At 63.8% G+C, this 18,114-nt stretch carries 15 protein-coding genes; 7 read left to right on the top strand and 8 right to left on the bottom strand.

Annotation, left to right across the window (positions count from 1 at the left end; genetic code table 11):
* Nucleotides 1-82: 82 nt before the first annotated feature.
* Together QD172_RS10810 and QD172_RS10805 are read right to left on the bottom strand one after the other, a co-directional pair.
* The gene (locus tag QD172_RS10810) at nt 83-937 is read right to left on the bottom strand and encodes an outer membrane protein OmpK (protein WP_077379697.1); all 855 of its coding nucleotides are present in this window, start codon (nt 935-937) and stop codon (nt 83-85) included.
* A gap of 279 nt (nt 938-1,216) precedes the next feature.
* Nucleotides 1,217-2,485, bottom strand: coding sequence for a NupC/NupG family nucleoside CNT transporter (locus QD172_RS10805; RefSeq protein WP_077379699.1), 1,269 nt, complete (start codon nt 2,483-2,485; stop codon nt 1,217-1,219).
* 307 nt (nt 2,486-2,792) lie between these two features.
* On the opposite strand from QD172_RS10805, the gene QD172_RS10800 reads away from it, so the two are divergent.
* Nucleotides 2,793-3,569: a DeoR/GlpR family DNA-binding transcription regulator gene (locus QD172_RS10800; protein WP_077379702.1), complete on the top strand. Its 777-nt coding sequence runs from the start codon at nt 2,793-2,795 to the stop codon at nt 3,567-3,569.
* 177 nt (nt 3,570-3,746) lie between these two features.
* Here QD172_RS10800 and waaA read toward each other — a convergent pair whose 3' ends face one another.
* Genes waaA through QD172_RS10785 form a run of 3 tightly spaced genes read right to left on the bottom strand, consistent with a single transcriptional unit; the run spans nt 3,747 to nt 7,665 of the window.
* Nucleotides 3,747-5,069 carry a lipid IV(A) 3-deoxy-D-manno-octulosonic acid transferase gene (gene waaA / locus QD172_RS10795; protein ID WP_279855753.1) on the bottom strand — a complete coding sequence of 441 codons (1,323 nt, stop codon included), beginning with the start codon at nt 5,067-5,069 and terminating at the stop codon, nt 3,747-3,749.
* A gap of 2 nt (nt 5,070-5,071) precedes the next feature.
* Complete coding sequence (gene hldE, locus QD172_RS10790) at nt 5,072-6,502, bottom strand: bifunctional D-glycero-beta-D-manno-heptose-7-phosphate kinase/D-glycero-beta-D-manno-heptose 1-phosphate adenylyltransferase HldE (protein ID WP_191236429.1); 1,431 nt, start codon at nt 6,500-6,502, stop codon at nt 5,072-5,074.
* On the bottom strand, nt 6,502-7,665 hold the full coding sequence (locus QD172_RS10785) for a glycosyltransferase family 9 protein (protein ID WP_279855752.1): 1,164 nt from the start codon (nt 7,663-7,665) through the stop codon (nt 6,502-6,504). Before QD172_RS10785 ends, hldE begins: the two co-directional genes overlap by 1 nt.
* Here QD172_RS10785 and QD172_RS10780 point away from each other — a divergent pair.
* The 3 genes from QD172_RS10780 (at nt 7,664) to QD172_RS10770 (ending at nt 10,602) form a co-directional block, all read left to right on the top strand.
* Complete coding sequence (locus QD172_RS10780; protein WP_279855750.1) at nt 7,664-8,452, top strand: 3-deoxy-D-manno-octulosonic acid kinase; 789 nt, start codon at nt 7,664-7,666, stop codon at nt 8,450-8,452. The genes QD172_RS10785 and QD172_RS10780 overlap by 2 nt on opposite strands.
* 156 nt (nt 8,453-8,608) lie before the next feature.
* Nucleotides 8,609-9,466 carry a glycosyltransferase family 2 protein gene (locus QD172_RS10775; RefSeq protein WP_077379712.1) on the top strand — a complete coding sequence of 286 codons (858 nt, stop codon included), beginning with the start codon at nt 8,609-8,611 and terminating at the stop codon, nt 9,464-9,466.
* Between the two features lie 2 nt (nt 9,467-9,468).
* The gene (locus QD172_RS10770; protein WP_279855749.1) at nt 9,469-10,602 is read left to right on the top strand and encodes a glycosyltransferase family 4 protein; all 1,134 of its coding nucleotides are present in this window, start codon (nt 9,469-9,471) and stop codon (nt 10,600-10,602) included.
* A 149-nt stretch (nt 10,603-10,751) separates the two neighbouring features.
* Here QD172_RS10770 and QD172_RS10765 read toward each other — a convergent pair whose 3' ends face one another.
* The 3 genes from QD172_RS10765 to rfaD all read right to left on the bottom strand — a co-directional run bounded on the left by QD172_RS10765 (nt 10,752) and on the right by rfaD (nt 13,774).
* Nucleotides 10,752-11,657, bottom strand: coding sequence for a hypothetical protein (locus QD172_RS10765; protein WP_279855748.1), 906 nt, complete (start codon nt 11,655-11,657; stop codon nt 10,752-10,754).
* Between the two features lie 2 nt (nt 11,658-11,659).
* Entirely contained in the window at nt 11,660-12,679 is a 1,020-nt protein-coding gene (gene waaF / locus QD172_RS10760) for a lipopolysaccharide heptosyltransferase II (protein ID WP_271302748.1), read from the bottom strand.
* A gap of 138 nt (nt 12,680-12,817) precedes the next feature.
* Nucleotides 12,818-13,774 (bottom strand): ADP-glyceromanno-heptose 6-epimerase, encoded by a 957-nt coding sequence (gene rfaD / locus QD172_RS10755; RefSeq protein WP_077379721.1) that lies wholly within the window; start codon nt 13,772-13,774, stop codon nt 12,818-12,820.
* 170 nt (nt 13,775-13,944) lie between these two features.
* On the opposite strand from rfaD, the gene glyQ reads away from it, so the two are divergent.
* From glyQ to gmhB, 3 genes are all read left to right on the top strand, one after another.
* A complete protein-coding gene (glyQ, locus tag QD172_RS10750; protein WP_103751491.1) occupies nt 13,945-14,907 on the top strand; it encodes a glycine--tRNA ligase subunit alpha in 963 nt (320 codons plus the stop codon).
* A complete protein-coding gene (gene glyS / locus QD172_RS10745) occupies nt 14,904-16,973 on the top strand; it encodes a glycine--tRNA ligase subunit beta (protein ID WP_279855746.1) in 2,070 nt (689 codons plus the stop codon). Before glyQ ends, glyS begins: the two co-directional genes overlap by 4 nt.
* Nucleotides 16,974-17,350: 377 nt before the next feature.
* A complete protein-coding gene (gmhB, locus tag QD172_RS10740) occupies nt 17,351-17,980 on the top strand; it encodes a D-glycero-beta-D-manno-heptose 1,7-bisphosphate 7-phosphatase (RefSeq protein ID WP_077379725.1) in 630 nt (209 codons plus the stop codon).
* Nucleotides 17,981-18,114: the final 134 nt, after the last annotated feature.

The raw sequence follows: 18,114 nt of genomic DNA, 5'->3' as shown, positions 1-18,114 counted from the left end.
CAGCCAGACGAAAAACGGGAAGCCCTGAAGGGCTTCCCGTTTCTGTTTGCGCGCCGGTCGCTCATCGAGAGCGAAGCGGCGATCAGAACTTGTAGTTGATGCTGAAGTAGTTGCCGAAGCCGGTGGTGTCCTGACGCACGCCGGTGGCGGTGGAGCCATCGGTGAAGAACGCCATGTTGTTGTAGTACTTCAGGCCGTAACCCACCGCGAAACGCTGGGTGTGGTAGTAGATGCCGTTGAACCACTCCATGCTGTTGATGCTGCGACCGTCCTGGCTGCCCACTTCATCGGCATCGAACTTGTAGTCCAGATAGCCCTGATAGGCGATGAAGCTACCGTCCTCGAAGTTGACGAACGGCTTGAACCAGTTGGTGGACGCCATGTAGCCGTCCCACTTGCTCTCGTCTTCACCGCCGTAGTTCTCACGCACGTAGCGGGCGTAGAGGTTGAAGCCCATCTTGCCGAACCATGGCACCTGCACATCGCTGCCCAGACCGACATAGTGCTCCCACAGACCGCCGAATGCGCCGTTGTCACCGATGTTGGTGACGGTGGCGATGTAAAGCTCGTCCACCGGGCCGAAGGACAGGTCGTGACCGGTCATGGCGTCCAGCGAGAAGCGCGGGGCCAGCTTGGCGAAGAAGTTGTCGCCGCCATTGAGGTCATCCGAGCTGTCATCGAAGATGTCGAAGAAATCGACATAGCCGTAGAGATCGACGATGCCCGAACGGCCACCGAATTCCATTTCCAGATAGGTATCTTCACTGTTGCGGAACGGCAGACGGTTGTCCTCGCTGCGCATCAGATTGAAGGTCAGCCACTTGTAGTCATTGGCGTGGATGTCGCCATTGAAATCGGTGGCCTGGGCTGGCGCGGCAGCCGTCAGGAGGGTAGTGGCGGCCAGTGCACTGGCCGCGACGGTCTTGAGCATAGTCATCGCGAAATGATCCTGTCTTGAGTAATCAACTGTTCTGAATTGTTGTGGTTATTGCCCGTCATGAACGACGTCTGCCATCAGCGTCGCCCCATGCCGCCCGCTTCGTCGTCGGGCTGCGCCGGATTTGCAAAGGGCGCGATGTTAGCACTTCCTCGCAAAAACGATAGGGCGACGTTTGGCGGATTTCCCTGTCACCAACGACCGGTTTGTGAACATTTACACACCGAAGGCGACACCTCTTCGAATCGCCCATCCACTGTGAGATGGGCGACATCCCGATCAGGCCGCCAGCGCCAGGAAGAAGCCGGCGATCGCCGCCGACATCAGATTGGAAAGCGTACCGGCCAGTACCGCCTTGAGACCCAGACTGGCGATCTCATGCCGGCGCGTCGGGGCCAGGCTGCCCAACCCGCCGAGCAGAATGGCGATGGACGACAGGTTGGCGAAGCCGCACAGCGCGAAGGACAGCACGGCCATGGTGTAGGGCGTCATCACCGCACCCGTGGCAGCCACGAGACTGTCGCCACTCAGGTAGGGCGCCAGATTGATGTAGGCGACGAACTCGTTCACCACCAGCTTCTGACCGATGAAGGACCCCGCCAGCGTCGCCTCGCTCCATGGCACGCCCAGCAGGAAGGCCAACGGCGCGAAGAGCCAGCCGAGAATCATGTCGAGACTCAGGGTGTCCATGCCGAACCAGCCGCCGACACCACCGAGAATGCCGTTGATCAGCCCGATCAAGGCGATGAAGGCCAGCAGCATCGCGCCGACATTGGCGGCCAGTTTCAGGCCGGAAGACGCACCGGATGCCGCAGCGTCCAGCACGTTGGACGGTGCGTCGTCATCCTTGAGCGAGGCATCCGCCACGGCGATCGAGTCATCCGGCTTGTCAGTCTCCGGGAACAGAAGCTTGGCGAACAGCAAGCCGCCGGGCGCTGCCATGAAGGACGCCGCCACCAGATACTCCATCGGGATGCCCAGCGCCGCGTAGCCACCCAGTACGGAGCCGGCGACGGATGCCAGACCACCACACATCACGGCGAACAGCTCGGAACGCGTCATGCTCGCCAGATAGGGCTTGACCACCAGCGGTGCCTCCGTCTGTCCGACGAAGATGTTGGCGGTCGCGGAGAGGGATTCAGTGCGCGACGTTCCCAGCACGCGCTGCAGGCCGCCCCCCAGCAGGCGAATCACCCACTGCATGATGCCGAGGTAGTAGAGCACCGCGATCAGCGACGAGAAGAAGATGATGATCGGCAGCACCTTGATGGCGAAGATGAAGCCGACACCGCTGCCCGGATTGGCCAGACTGCCGAACAGGAAGCTGATGCCTTGATCGGCATAATTGACGACCTGACTGACGGCGCCTGAGACACCGGCCAGCACACCCTGGCCGAAGGAGGTGTAGAGCACGAAGGCACCGATGGCCAACTGGATGGCAAAGGCACCCCCGACGGTGCGCAGGCGGATGGCGCGTCGATTCGATGACAACGCCACGGCGATGAGGATGAGCGATGCCATCCCGACCAGACTCATGAGGGGATTCATTGGGAAGGTCCTGATGTGTTCTTGTGCTTGTTATGGAATGCGCTTGTGCGCGATGTCGCCGCGATTCTCAACGGGACACGGTGTTATGATTTTTTCTCAGCATGTTAAAAGAGTCACAAACTGACCAAGGAGTCAATGCAAACGCTTGAGCGATTCGGGCCTTGCTTTCCTGCAACGCCCGCGCGGATCTCTCACGCGAGAAAAGTAATCCCTGCCAGTCAGTGAGTTATCATCACACCATGACCCGAGGGCATGTTGGCTTCTCCAACGCTTTCTCACCGCCATCGGCAAAAAAGGACCCTGCCGCATGAACAACCAAAGCGCTGCACGCCTTGACCGCTTGCAGGCCATCCTGCGCGAGGGCAGCCCACTGCAGCTCAGCGACGCCGCGCAGCTCTGCGGCGTGTCCGAGATGACGATTCGTCGTGATGTCACTCACAGCAACGGGCTGTTGGAGATACTGGGGGGACGCCTGCTGCTGGCGGAATCTTCCGCCAGCAGCGTCTATCGTCTCGACCGCGAGATCGATGCCAGCGCTCCTATCAAGCAAGCGTTGTGCCAGCGACTGGCCAGTCACATCGAGGACGGCGATACCCTGTACGTGGATTGCGGGACGACCCTGGTCCACCTGGCCGCGGCACTGGACCGTCAGATGACACTGACCCTGGTGACCTGCGCCCTGAATGTCGCCAATGCCGTCGGCCACCTGCCCGGCGTGCGACTGGTCATGCTGGGCGGACTGTTTCATCCGGCCACCCAGTCCTTTACCGCCACCGACATGCCGGAAGCCATTCGCCGTCTGGGCATCAACAAGGCATTTCTCTCGGCCGGTGGCGTGCACGCCGAGCGCGGCGTCAGCTGCTTCCACTTTCATGAGGTGGCGGCCAAGCAGGCCGCGCTGGAAAGCGCCATGCAGCGCTTTCTGATCATCGATGCCCGCAAGTTCGAGATGGTACGCCCAGCCTTCATCGCGCCACTGGAAAGCTTCGATGTGGTGATCAGCAATGCCAGCGCTGCAGCGCGCGATTGCCTGGAGGGTCTGGATGCCGACATGGGCGTGACGGCGCAGCTCATCGAGTGCTGAGACAGGGCCTGCGCTTCGGTGAGTGAGCACTGACCTCGCCCCACGCGAGGTCCATACGCAGAAACGCCGCACGATGGTGCGGCGTTTCTGCGCATGATCTTCCCATTGATGCCCCAGTGGCGTGCATCCCCCACGACCGAAACCGGCATGGCGAGATCACCTCCGTCTCTCGTCGGCTCAGCTCGGCAACAGGTCTTCCAGCTGCTGCAGTGTCCCTGCCAGCGCCCCGCGATTGCGGGCTACCCGTTCACGCGCCGCCTGCCCTGCCCGTTGGCGCTGCGATTCATCTTCCAGCAGGGTGTTGACGGCCTCGGCCAGCGCCTCGGCATCATCGACGACCTGCAGAGCTCCTTCCGCCGTCATCACCTCGGCGATCTCACTGAAGTTCTCAAGCGATGGGCCACTCAACAGTGGCAGCCCAAGCGCGGCCGGTTCGAGCAGATTATGCCCGCCGATGGGCACTAGGCTGCCGCCGATGAAGGCGACATCGCTCGCCGCATACAGGGCGAGCAGCTCGCCCAGGCTATCGCCGACCAGCACCGACAGACGGCTCTTCTCGAGGCGGCTTTCCGCATGCATGTGGCTGCGACGCAGGCAGGTTTCCCCGCGTGACTCACACCAGCTCGCACTCTGTGCGGCGACAGTCTCGAAGCGTTGCGGATGGCGCGGCACCAGCAGCAGCAAGGCATCAGGATGCCGAGCACGCACGGCTGCGTGGGCGTCCAGCATCAGGGCATCTTCCCCCTCGTGTGTCGAGGCGGCGATCCAGACCCGCCGCCCCTGGAACTGCTCGCGCAGTCCCTTGCCTGCCGCGACGGCCTGTGGCGATATCTCGAGCTCGAACTTGAGTGAACCGACCGTCTTCCCCCGCGCCGCAGGAAGCCCAAGCGCGATGAAACGCTCGAGATCTTCCGGCGCCTTGGCCGTCAGCGCGCTCACCTGCGACAACGTCTCGCGCATCAAGGCCCCGACCTTGCGGTAGCGCGTGAAGGCGCGCGGTGACAGCCGCGCATTGACCACGCTCACGGGTATCCCCTGGCGCGCACAGCTTGCGATCAGATTCGGCCACAGCTCGGTTTCCACCAGCACGACCAGGGCCGGCCGCAGGCGAGACACGAAGCGACGTGCGCTGCAGGGAAAGTCCAGTGGCAGATAATGATGCCGCGCAGGGGCAAGCTCGGGCGTTCCCTCAGGCGTGTGCAACAGGCGAGCCGCCTGGGCAGCCCCCGTCGCGGTCATGGTAGTCACGATCAGCGGGCGAAGGGGATAGCGGCGCCGCAGCGCCTCGATGGCGCTGGCCATCATGACCATCTCGCCCAGCGAGGCCGCATGCAGCCAGATGGGGCGCTCGCGGTCCGGCATGGCGGCAGGCGTGGCAGGGAGGATGCCCAGCCGCTCCAGGCGCGAGTGCCGATCATCGTGTTCGCGCCAGACCCGCTGCCAGATGAGGGGAGACAGCAGGGTCAGTGCGGTGCTGTAGAGGCCACGGGCAAGGCTCACGCCTAGTCCTCGCGATCGAGAATGGTGGCGATCATCGCCGTGGTGGAGACGCCATCCTCGAAACCGAGCACACGCACCTCGCCACCGTTGGCGATCACCGCCTCGCCCCCGGCGATCTCTTCGGGACGATAGTCACCGCCCTTGACCAGCACATCCGGCAGCACGGCCTCGATCAGGCGTGCCGGGGTGTCTTCGCTGAAGGGCACGACCCAGGCGACCGCGCCGAGGCCCGCCAGCACCTGCATGCGACGCAGTACCGGGTTGATCGGACGCGTCGGCCCCTTGAGGCGTGCCACCGAGGCATCGTCGTTGACCGCCACGATCAGACGGTCGCCCTGACGTGCCGCCTCCTGCAGGTAGGCCACATGACCGGCATGCAGGATGTCGAAGCAGCCATTGGTCATCACCACGCGCTCGCCGCGTGCCTGAGCGGCCTTCACTGCCGGGATGAGCGCGGATTCCTGGATCACGCCGAATTCCGCCAGCTTGTCACCATGCAGTGCGGTGTAGAGCTCGGCGACCGACAGGGTCGCGGTGCCCGGCTTGGCGACGACGAGGCCTGCGGCCAGATTGGCCAGCATCACGGCTTCCGGGAAGGCATGGCCAGCCGCCAGCGCCAGACCCAGCACGCCGATCACGGTGTCACCGGCACCGGTGACGTCATAGACCTCACGCGCATGCGTCGGCAGATGCAGCGGCTGATGGCCCTCGCGGATCAGGGTCATGCCCTTCTCGCTACGCGTCACCAGCAGGGCTTCCAGCTCGAGCTCGGCACGCAGCGCCTCGCCCTTCTCGGCCAGTTCCTCATCGCTGCGGCATGGCCCGACGATGGTCTCGAATTCGGTCAGATTGGGCGTGATGATGCTGGCGCCACGATAGCGCGAGAAATCACTGCCCTTGGGGTCGACCAGCACGCGCTTGCCCGCCGCGCGCGCCGCGGCGATCAGCACCTCGACCTGATTCAGCGAGCCCTTGCCGTAGTCGGAGAGAATCATCACGCCGCTGGCCCCCAGCTCGGCCTCGACCTGGCGCACCAGCGCGCTGGTATCCACCTCGTGCAGCGGCTCCTCGAAATCGAGGCGCAGCAGCTGCTGATTGCGGCTCATCACGCGCAGCTTGGTGATGGTCGGCACGCTGTCACTGGCCTGGAAGCGCGTGATGACATTGGCGTTTTCCAGTGCGCGGGTCAGGATGGCGGCGTTGTCATCCTGACCGACCACACCGGCGAGGGTGGCATGCGCACCGAGCGACGCGATGTTGAGCGCGACGTTGGCGGCACCGCCCGGGCGGTCTTCACTCTCGCCGACGCGCACCACCGGCACCGGGGCTTCCGGCGAGATGCGTGAGGTGCCGCCGTGCCAGTAGCGGTCGAGCATCACATCACCCACGACCAGCAGGCGAGCCTGTTCAAGCGCAGTCAGATCAAGCTTCATCAGGCGTCTCCGCGTGCAGAGGGAAATTCAGAAGAAGAGGTGTCAGTAGACGAGACAGCCGCGACCGGCAGACGTTCGCAACTCTGGCCGCGAATGACGCCATCGGTGTCCGCCAGCAGCTCACCGAGGCGCGCGATGACATCCTCGGCGCGGATCAGGCTCATGGCGTCCTGATGGCGTACGCGCTGGCCCCAGTGGATCTCGTCCATCTGCTTGTGCAGATAGGTTTCCACCGCATCCGGATAGCGATTGACCACCAGATGCTGCCAGCAATAGGGCGCCGCACGCTCGGGGTTGGTGGTGGCGTACAGGCCGATCACCGGTGTATTGAGCGCATTGCCCATATGCACGGGGCCGGAGTCCGGCGCGATCACCGCGACGGCGCGATCGATCAGCGCCAGCAGGCCCTTGAGCGAGGTACCACCGATGGCATCGATGACCGCGCCTTCACTGACCAGCGCCTTGATGCGCGCGCCCATCTCGCGTTCCTGCGGGCTGCCGCCGCCGGTCATCACGCTGCGGATGCCGTATTGCTGCCAGGCATGATCGACGACCGCCGCATAGCCCTCGGCCGACCAGTTGCGGAAGTTGCGCAGGCGCGGATTGGCACACGGACTGATGACGAGATAGGGCGCCTCACCGGTCACGCGCGCCGCCTCACCATAGGCCTCGGGCGGCACATCGAGACGCCAGTCGAGCCGGCAGTCCTCGACACCCAGGGCACGTGCGAAGTCCATGAACGACTCCAGCACGTGAGCGCGCTCGCGCGGGGCCAGCTGATGGGAGGTAAAGAGGTACTGCCAGTCCTTGGCGCGCGCACGGTCGTAACCGATGCGCACTCGGGCCTTGAGGCCCAACGACAGAGCGCTGGCCCGCAGCGCCTGCTGCATGTGCAACAGCACATCGAAGTGCGTGTCCTTGAGCTGACGCCAGATGGCGCGCATGCCCGCAAGGCCGGTGGACTTGTCGTAGACCACGAACTCGACCCCGGTCAGGCCGGACAGTAGACTGTGCTCCCCCTTGCCGACGATCCAGGTAATGCGGGCCTCAGGCCACTGACGCTGCAAGGCGCGTACCGTTGGCACAAGATTGCAGACATCGCCGAGAGCGGAGAGCCGGAGCACGCAGATATGTGCGGGCTGGGCAGGGAGAGGATGCTTCATGCGGATGGCAGTTTTCCGAAATGAGAATGCCCACATTCTATATGATGGCGAAACAGCGCCACAAATGACGCCGGACTGGTTCATGCCATCGTTCTGGCGCGAACACGGCGCCGTGACCGGCGAAGCACCGGGGCGCGGGGCGAGTCTGTTCCTCGATGTCTGTCGTTTGCCCGCTGAGCTGCACCCCGTCCATGCCACTGGCGCCCCGGCTCAACGCTGGGCGCTGCGCCCCTATCGACGTGGTGGCCTGATCGCGAAGCTCGCCAGTCAGCGCTACCTCTACACCGGCCTTGAGCGCACCCGCGCCTTCGCCGAGCTACGCCTGACGGAAACGCTGCATCGCCAGGGGCTGCCAGTGCCAGAGCCTGTCGGCGCCTGCGTATGGCGGCATGGCCTGAGCTACGAGGCCGCCCTGATCACGGTACTGATTCCCGGCGCGCGCGCCTTCGCCGATGATCTGATCGCCCTCGAAGCACAGCGCCTGCCTGCCGGGGCCGAGCTGCCCGGATCCCTGCTGGCAGTGCTGGAGACGACAGGCCGCGCTATTCGCGCCGTACATGACGCCGGGCTCGAGCATGTCGATCTCAATGCACGCAACCTGCTGGTCGATGAAGGCGGACGCGTCTACGTGATCGATCTCGATCGCTGCCAGCTGCATGACGAGGCTCCCGCCGACGCACGCTGGCGCGAGAACAACCTCTCACGCCTGGGGCGCTCGCTGGCGCGCTTCACGCCGAGGCACCATGCCGCGTGCCTGGCCGCCATTCGCAGCGCCTATCACGCCTGACGCTTCAGCGTATCGCCCTGCAGGCATCGGTGCCCATGCAGTGTACGATAGCGACATGAATCGTCGGCAGGCGCATCATCCGATTCCCGCCTGCCACTGCGTCCCATCGGCGCCTGTCACACACGTGAGCCAGGCGCTCTCAAGACAGAGACCGTCATGAATCCGAGCGACGAGGTCCCGGCCGTCACCCCGACCGCCCCTCCTTCCGATGGCAAGCTGCGCACCGCCGTGCCCATCACCGGCTGCGTCATCACTCTCAATGAAGCCCACAACATCGAGGATTGCCTGCGCTCGCTGGCCCAGGTCTGCGATGAGCTGATCGTGGTCGATTCCGGCTCCACGGATGCCACCTGCGAGCTGGCGCGCGCCATGGGCGCCGTGGTGATCGACCAGCCCTATCTGGGCGACGGGCCGCAGAAGAACGTCGGACCGAGCCATGCCAGCCACCGCTGGGTGCTGTCACTGGACGCCGATGAACGCCTGACCGACGGCGCCGTCAGCGCCATCCGGGAACTGGCACTCGACAGCACGCCCCACGATGGCTTCGCGCTACGCCGTCGCAACTTCATCGGCTCACGCTGGGTGCGCCATGCCGGCTGGTATCCCGACTACTGCCTGCGCCTGTATGACCGCGAGAAGCTCGCCTTCCGCGATTCGCGCCAGCACAGCTCCGTTCAGGCCAGCCACCCCTGCGAGCTGGATGCGGACCTTGAGCATTACAGCTTCGCCAATCTGGGTGAGCTGTTCGTCAAGGCCAGTGGCCGCTTCTCGAATCGCGCCGCCAAGATCATGTATCAGAAGGGAAAACGCGCCAATGCCTTCACGCCCTTCCTGCATGCCAGCAATGCCTTCATGCGCAAGTTCGTCTTCCAGGCCGGCTTCCGCGATGGCGTCGATGGCTTCTCGGTGGCGCTGTCCGCCAGCGTCAATGCCTACCTGAAATACGCCAAGCTGCTGGAATTCCAGCGCGACGCCAAGGTGCGTGAGGCGGAAGACTTCAACAAGGTATGGTGACCATGACCTCTGCTTGTGAGCAGGCGGCGTCGCAAGCTTCGTCTCGGCCGCTGCACGTGCGCCACGTCAATCTGGCCCGCGGCTTTCGCGGCGGTGAGCGCCAGACGCTCAACCTGATCGCGGACCTGGCGCGACGCGCCAGCCCGGGAGAGAACGGCGAGCCTGGTACGCCCATCCGTCAGTCGCTGGTGTGCCTGCAAGGCTCGCCCTTGATCACCGAACTGGCGACGCTCGAGTTGCCCGTCACGGTGGACGTGATCGAGATCCACGGGCGCTTCAAGGGCCATCTCGGTCAGCCGCGCGCCGATATCGTGCATGCTCACGAAGCCAAGGCCGTGCACTGGGCGTGGCTGCATCAGCGCCTCACCGGCACGCCTTATCTGCTGACCCGCCGGGTGCCTCAGCCGGTGAAGGACAAGTGGTTCAATCGTCTGACCTATCGCGCCGCCGTCTGCCGGGTGGCGATTTCCTCGGTGATCGAGTCACACCTGCGTGAGCGCCAGTGGGGGGAGACGGCTCTGATTCCCAGCACCCTCGCCCACCTGCCCAGCGATGAGACAGCCGTGGACAGACTGCGGGAGCGCTTCGGCAATACGCCCGCTGGGGGTCGCTTCGTCGTCGGGCATGTCGGTGCGCTGGTGGACCGCCACAAGGGCCAGCGAGTGCTGATCGAGGCGGCCCGTCAGCTGCGCGACAGTCACCCGCAGCTGCTGTTCGTCTGCCTGGGCGCGGGAGAGGATGAGGCCGCCTTCAAGGCGGAGAGCGCCGATCTGGACAATCTTGTCTGGGAGGGCTTCCACACCAATGTCGGCGACTATCTGGAAGCCTTCGATCTGTTCGCCTTCCCGTCACGCAATGAAGGACTTGGCTCGATCCTGCTCGACGTGATGGACCACGGCGTACCGATCATCGCAAGCGAGGTGGATGGCATCCCCGATATCGTGCATGACGATGCCACCGGCGTGCTGGTGCCCACCGGCAATGCACCCGCGCTGGCTGCCGCCATCGTGGCACTCGTCGCTGATGCACCACGTCGGGAGCGGCTGGTCGCGGGCGCGCGGGCGCATCTGACTCGCTTCACCCCCAGCGCCATGGGCGAGGCCTATCTGGGGCTTTATCAGCGGCTGGCACGCTAGACCGCTTCTCGCCTCAGGCATCTATCCCAGGTACCTGTCGCCCAAGTACCTGCTGTCGCTCGAACAGAGAGAACGAAAAAGCCCTGTTTCATGTGAAACATCACGATGAAACAGGGCTTTTTCGTTTTTATAAACAACAGGTTATCGGCTCAACTGCCGGAATTTGTATCCTCGAGTCCACGCAGATCCGGCCACCCCTCATCCACTCCCAGCACGGGATAGGTCTTGGGGTCCAGCGGGCCGGGTTCGCTTTCGGGACGACACTCTTGCAGCGCAGCCTGCAGACGCCGCAGAGCCTCATCACCTTCGGTACCGGCGGTCACCTTGTCCCAGAACTCACGATGTACCGCCTTGATGACGACAGGCACGCGGGGCACTCCCACCTGCTGCGCCATCGCCAGGCGATGCAGGCCACGATTGATCTTGAGCAGACGGCCATCACGCGTCACCGCGACGCCCATCTCATCCTTGGTGATGCCCTGGCGGAAGCCATTGGCGGCCATGTCCTGCAGATAACCGCGATAACAGCGCAGGTAACCGAGAATCTGTTCCTCACTGTCCATCAGCAGGCCATCACGCGGCGATGCCCAGGGCTTGCCCGCCTCCAGCAAGGCCTTGAGCTGCTGATAACGCTCGGTCACCGTCAGATCATCACCATGCTCGATCAGGTCACGCATCAGGCGCGAGCGAGAGCCGAAGCGGAAGGCGCCACGCCGCAGGTCCCAGTCACCCTCCCAGATGAAAGCATTCGAGGAAGGCCGCTTGCGCTTGTCACGCCCGAAGTTGACGTCGCGCACCAGTTCACGCGGATTGATCCACAGTGTCAGCGCCTCTGGTCCCATCACGTCTTCCACGGCATGTCGCGGCAAGCCACGCTGCTCAAGCCCCTGATGGCGCGAGCGATGCCGGCACCAGCGCACCAGCCATGCCCGGCTGAACGGCAGTACCAGGTGCTGCTCACACCAGGCACGCCACGCCTCGATACGCTGTGCACGCGTCATCGCCCCGCGCATCCGCGGATGGATCAGATCATCCGTCGTACGATTCTTCGGCAAGCTCACCGCTCATCCTCATCCAGCGCGATCGCCGTCAGCAATCGCTCAGGCGCGATGTGATTCAGGCAGTTGGTATGCCCCAACGGACAGACGCGCTTGAAACACGGTGAGCACTCCAGCGCCAGCCAGTGAATCTCGCGATTGGCCGTCAGCGGTGGCGTGTAATGTGGTGACGAGGAGCCGTAGATGCCCTGGATACGGGCCCCTACCGCGGCCGCCACATGCATCAGGCCGGAATCATTGCTGACCACTTCCCGACACTCGGCGATCAGATCCACCGCATCCGCCAGTCGCGTCTTGCCACACAGGTTGTGGACGCCGGCCAGCCCCTGGGCAATCTCCTCACCGGCCGCCACATCCTTGGGACCGCCAAAGATACGCACCTCCGCCCCGGCCTGCGTCAGTGACTCGGCAAGCTCGCGAAAGTGCGCCAGTGGCCACTGCTTGGCCGGCCCGTATTCCGCGCCCGGCATCATGCCGATGATGGGGGCCGGTGGCGCACTCAGGCCCAGCGCCTCGCGCAGACGCCGCTGATTGGCGCTGTCGGTGACGAGACAGGGTTCGGGGATGCGCTGCGGCGGGTTGGACTCGTCCAGCGGCAAGCCCAGTGAGGTGAAGCGCTTGACGGTCTGATCGAGAATCGACTTGTCGAGCTTGCGGCACTCGGTGAGCAGGCCGTGGCGCTGCTCACCGGTGAAGCCGACCCGCACTGGAATACGCGCGAAGAATGGCACCAGCGCCGACTTCCAGGAGCGCGGCAGCACGATGGCGCGATCGAAACGCCCGCGCAGCGAGCGCCCCAGTCGCCAGCGCGCCTTGAGGGCGAAGTCGCCATGCCCCGCCGGCAGTGCCAGCGCTTCCTCGACCTCGGGCATGCGCTCGATGATCGGTTGCGACCAGGCGGGCGCCAGCACACTGATCCGGCAGCCGGGCGAGCGCTGCTTCAACGTCATGAACAGGCTCTGCGCCATCACCATGTCGCCGACCCAGCTGGGCCCGACCACCAGAATGCGCTCACTCATGCCTTGCTCCTCTTCACGGCCAACCCTCTTTGCGGATGCGCTTGCCCTGCCCCATCGCACTTGCGATGCAGGCGCCCATGCTCATTCCACACGCGCTCACCCTCAGTCCACACGAGCTCAGTCCACACGTGCTCAGACTCAGCGATTCAGCCATTCGAGATAGGCGCGAGTGCCCTGGGCAACGGTCTTGAACTCGACGTTGCAGCCGGCCTTGCGCAGCTTGCCGATGTCGGCACGCGTGAAGCTCTGGTAGCGGCCCTTGAGGTTTTCCGGGAAGTCGATGTACTCGATCTCGCCCTTCTCGTAGTACTCGATGACGGTCTCGGCGATCGCCTTGAACGGCTCGGCACGGCCGGTGCCCAGGTTGAAGATGCCGGAGGCTTCCGGGTGATCGAGGAACCACAGATTGACGTCGACCACATCACCGACGTAGACGAAGTCACGGCTCTGCATGCCGGCTTCATAGCCATCGTAGGCGCCGAACAGCTTCGGGTTCTCGCCCGCCTTCACCTGGGTGTGATGGTGGTAGGCGACGCTGGCCATCTTGCCCTTGTGCTGCTCACGCGGGCCATAGACATTGAAATAGCGGAAGCCGACCACCTGGGTGGTCAGGCTGTCCCAACGCTGGCGCACATGCTGGTCGAACAGCAGCTTGGAGTAGCCGTAGACGTTGAGCGGCCCTTCGAACTCCGGTGTTTCCTTGAAGACCTGGCTGTCGCCATAGGTCGCCGCGGAGCTCGCGTAGAGGAAGGGAATCTGATTCGCCTCACAGAAGTTGAGCAGCACCTTGGAGTACTCGAAGTTGTTCTCGAGCATGAACTGGCCGTCCCACTCGGTGGTATCGGAGCAGGCGCCCTCGTGGAAGATCGCCTCGATCTTCGGCAGCTCGGCATACTCCCCCATCAGGCTCGACTGGACGCGAATCAGGAAATCGTCCTTGTCGAGATAGTCGGCAATGGTCAGATCCGCCAGATTGACGAACTTGGTGCCGTCACTCAGGTCATCCACCACCAGGATATCGGTACGGCCGCGATCATTGAGTGCCTTGACGATATTGGCACCGATGAAGCCGGCGCCTCCGGTAACGACGATCATTTGAGCTCCCAGAGCCTCTCAGAGGCTTGTAGGCAATACGCGCGTGCAGGGACGCGACGCATCAGAATTTGGAAATGGCACGCACTCGGTTACGTCTGCGGCCTATAACCCGATAAGCGGGGATTGTATACTTGGCAGTTCTCGAATTCATGGGCCAACGGGCTTCACCAATGACACAGCCAGACGTGAAAACCTTCCAGGGCCTGATTCTGGCCCTGCAGCAATACTGGGCCGAACAGGGTTGCATCATCCTGCAGCCATTGGATATGGAGGTTGGCGCGGGGACTTTCCACCCGGCGACCTTCCTGCGCTCCATCGGTCCTGAAACCTGGAACGCTGCGTATGTGCAGCCTTCCCGCCGTCCCACCGACGGCCGCTACGGCGAAAATCCCAATCGCCTGCAGCACTACTACCAGTTCCAGGTGGTGATGAAGCCGTCACCGGCCAACCTGCAGGAGCTCTATCTGGGCTCGCTGGAGCGTCTGGGCATTGACCCGCTGGTCCACGACATCCGCTTCGTCGAGGACAACTGGGAATCCCCGACGCTGGGCGCCTGGGGACTTGGCTGGGAAATGTGGCTCAACGGCATGGAAGTGACCCAGTTCACCTACTTCCAGCAGGCAGGCGGCATCGAGTGCTTCCCGGTCACCGGCGAGCTGACCTACGGTCTCGAGCGCATCGCGATGTACCTCCAGGACGTGGACAGCGTCTACGACCTGATCTGGACCACCGCACCGGACGGCTCCGTGGTCACCTACGGCGATGTCTTCCTGCAGAACGAGAAGGAGCAGTCCGCCTACAACTTCGAGCACGCTGCCGTGCCGGAGCTGTTCGCTGCCTTCGATCACTGCGAGAGCGAATGTCAGAAGCTGCTGGCGGCCAACCTGCCGCTGCCGGCCTATGAGCAGGTGCTGAAGGCCTCCCACACCTTCAACCTGCTGGATGCGCGTCACGCCATCTCCGTCACCGAGCGTCAGCGTTACATCCTGCGCGTGCGCACCCTCGCCCGCGACGTGGCCCACGCCTATTACGACTCGCGCAAGGCCGCTGGCTTCCCGCTGGCACCACAGGCACTGCGTGACGAGCTGCTCGCCGCCGATGACACCACTACCGAGGGAGACGCGTCAGCATGACCTCCGTGAATACCCTGCTGATCGAACTGGGCTGCGAAGAACTGCCGCCGGGTGCCATCGATGCACTCGCCGACGGCCTGGCCAATGGCCTGGCCGATGGCCTGCGTGAGGCCGAAGTCGCCTTCGGTCAGGTCCGCGCCTACGCCACACCACGTCGTCTGGCAGTGATGATCGAGTCGCTGGCCGAGCGTCAACCGGACCGCGAGATCGAGAAGCGTGGACCGGCCAAGGCTGCGGCCTTCAAGGATGGTGAGCCGACCCGCGCCGTGCAGGGCTTCGCTCGCTCCTGCGGTGTCGAGGTCAGTGATCTGATCGAGCTGGAAACCGACAAGGGCACCTGGCTCGGCTATCGTCATACCCAGCCGGGCGAGCATCTTTCCGCCCTGCTGCCGGCCATGCTGGAACAGGTCGTCGCCCGCCTGCCGGTGCCGAAGAACATGCGCTGGGGTGCCTCACGCATCGAATTCTCTCGTCCAGTGCATTGGCTGGTCGCGCTCTACGGCAGCGAAGTGATCGAGGCCAGCGTGCTGGGCCTCGAGGCAGGCCGCACCACCTTCGGTCATCGCTTCCATGCCCCGCAGGCCATCACGCTGGCGCACGCCGAGGACTACCTCGACGCGCTGGAAGATGCCCGCGTGCTGGCCAACCGTGAAGTACGCCGTGAGCGCATCCGCGAACAGGTCCAGGCCGAGGCGGAAGTCTATGGCGCCAATGCCGTCATCGAGGAAGCCCTCCTCAACGAGGTCAACGGTCTCGTGGAATGGCCGGTCGCACTGACGGGCACCTTCGATGAGCGCTTCCTGGAAGTGCCGGCGGAGTGTCTGATCTCCTCCATGAAGGCCAACCAGAAGTACTTCCACCTGCTGGACAACGACGGCAAGCTCAAGCCGGCCTTCATCACCATCTCCAATATCGAGAGCAAGGACCCGCAACAGGTCATCTCCGGTAACGAGAAGGTGATTCGTCCGCGTCTGGGCGATGCCGCCTTCTTCTACGAGACCGACCTGCGCAGCACGCTGGAATCGCGTCGCGAGAAGCTCGAGAGCGTCGTCTTCCAACAGAAGCTGGGCAGCATGGCCGACAAGGCCCGTCGCAGCGAAGCCGTGGCCCGCCACATCGCGGAGCGCATCGGTGCCGATGTCGAGCACGCCGCTCGCGCCGCACAGCTGGCCAAGACCGACCTGGTCACCGAGATGGTGCTGGAGTTCCCGGAACTGCAGGGCATCATGGGCCACTACTACGCCCGTCACGATGGCGAAGATGCCACCGTCGCTCTCGCACTGGAAGAACAGTATCTGCCGCGCTTCGCCGGCGATGCGATCCCCACGACCAAGGCCGGCATGGCGATCGCCCTGGCGGACCGTCTCGACACCCTGACCGGCATCTTCGGTATCGGTCAGCGTCCGACCGGCGCCAAGGACCCGTTCGCGCTGCGTCGTGCCACCATCGGGGTGCTCAACATCCTGATCAAGGGCGAACTGGACCTCGACCTGCGCGAGCTGCTGACCGTCAGCGCCGAGCAGCATCGTGACCTGCCCAAGGCTGAAGGACTGGTCGAGGACGTGCTCGAGTACATGCTCGATCGCTTCCGCGCCTGGGCCAATGACGAGGGCATGGGTGCCGAACTGTACCTGGCCGTGCGTACCCTGAAGATCAGCAACCCGCTGGACTTCGCGCGTCGTCTGCGTGCCGTGCACGCCTTCGGCGAACGCCCGGAAGCCGCCGCTCTGGCAGCCGCCAACAAGCGCGTCTCTAACATCCTCGCCAAGGCCGAGCACGATGGCCGCACCGAGGTGGACACGAGCCTGTTGAGTGAGCCGGCCGAGCAGGCACTGGCAGAGGCCCTCAAGGCACGTGGCGCGGAAGTGGCACCGCTGTTCGCGGCGGCACGCTACCAGGAAGCCCTCGATACGCTGGCCAGCCTGCGCGAGCCGGTCGATGCCTTCTTCGATCAGGTCATGGTCAACGCCGACGATGCCGCCGTGCGCGCCAATCGCCTGGCGATGCTGGCCAGTCTGCAAGGCCTGTTCATGGGTGTGGCCGACATCAGCCTGCTGACCCAATAAGGGCTGCCGGCCCACGGTGTCCCCGACATCGGTAAATGGCAGTCTCTGCAAAAGAACCCCGCCACGGCGGGGTTCTTTTGCATCCAGCCTCCTTGAAATGACGTATTGCGTGACAGGATTACACGCAATGTGGCCGCGATGTCACAAATTCTGCCTTGATCCCCTACCTAGGTCGCACTAGAATCCAGTATAGAAACAGTGTTCGAAAAGCGTGACAGCCTGTCGCACCCACGCTCTTCGGTCACTCGGCGCCATTTGCCCAATCCCCGTGCGAGCGTCATCTTGTGACTTGGCTCACAATTTCCCAGGCAAAGCGGCGACCCCCTGACAAGCAGCCCGGCTGACGCCCCTGACTGCCCTGAGGTGAAGAGTTGACCATGCAAAAACTGATCGTGCTCGACCGTGATGGTGTCATCAATGAAGACTCCGATGCCTTCGTCAAGAATGCCGAGGAGTGGATCGAATACCCCACCTCCATTCAGGCCATCGCTCGCCTGACGCGAGCGGGCTATACCGTGGCCGTCGCGACCAATCAGTCCGGCATCGCTCGCGGCCACTTCGGTCACCGGGAACTCGACCAGATGCACGCCAAGATGATGCAGCTGGTGAAGGAAGCCGGTGGCGATATCGCCCACATCGCCTACTGCCCGCATGGCCCGGATGATGGCTGTGATTGCCGCAAGCCGGAACCCGGCCTGCTGCACCAGATTCAGGACGCTCTGCAGATTCCGGACTTCGAAGGCGCCTGGATGCTGGGCGACAGTCTGCGCGATCTGGTCGCTGGCCAGAAGGCCGGCTGTCGCGCCGCGCTGGTGATGACCGGCAAGGGCCAGAAGACACTGGCCGATGGCGAGGGCCTCAAGGACGTGCTGGTGGTCGCCAACCTGGCCGACTTCACCAACCGCCTGCTGGATGGCGAGCTCAACCATGCCATGTCGGATGGTGAGCCGGGAAAGTCCCAGCGCCGCTGCGTGAGCTGTGAAGCCGCTGCCGAGAGCTATCTGTGAGACACACATGCCGCGCGCACTCCCTGCGCCGGCATGTGCTTGCCCCTCTATTCAATAGCGGCGATATGCTACCCTTCAGACATGAATCCGGGCAGGCAACGGCCTGCCCATCTCACTCCCTCATGCTGGAGGCC

Source organism: Cobetia sp. 10Alg 146 (genome assembly GCF_029846385.1).
In the GTDB taxonomy this organism is placed as follows: domain Bacteria; phylum Pseudomonadota; class Gammaproteobacteria; order Pseudomonadales; family Halomonadaceae; genus Cobetia; species Cobetia marina.
Note: the sequence above shows the minus strand (reverse complement) of the source record. Positions and strands in the feature narration are given on the sequence as shown.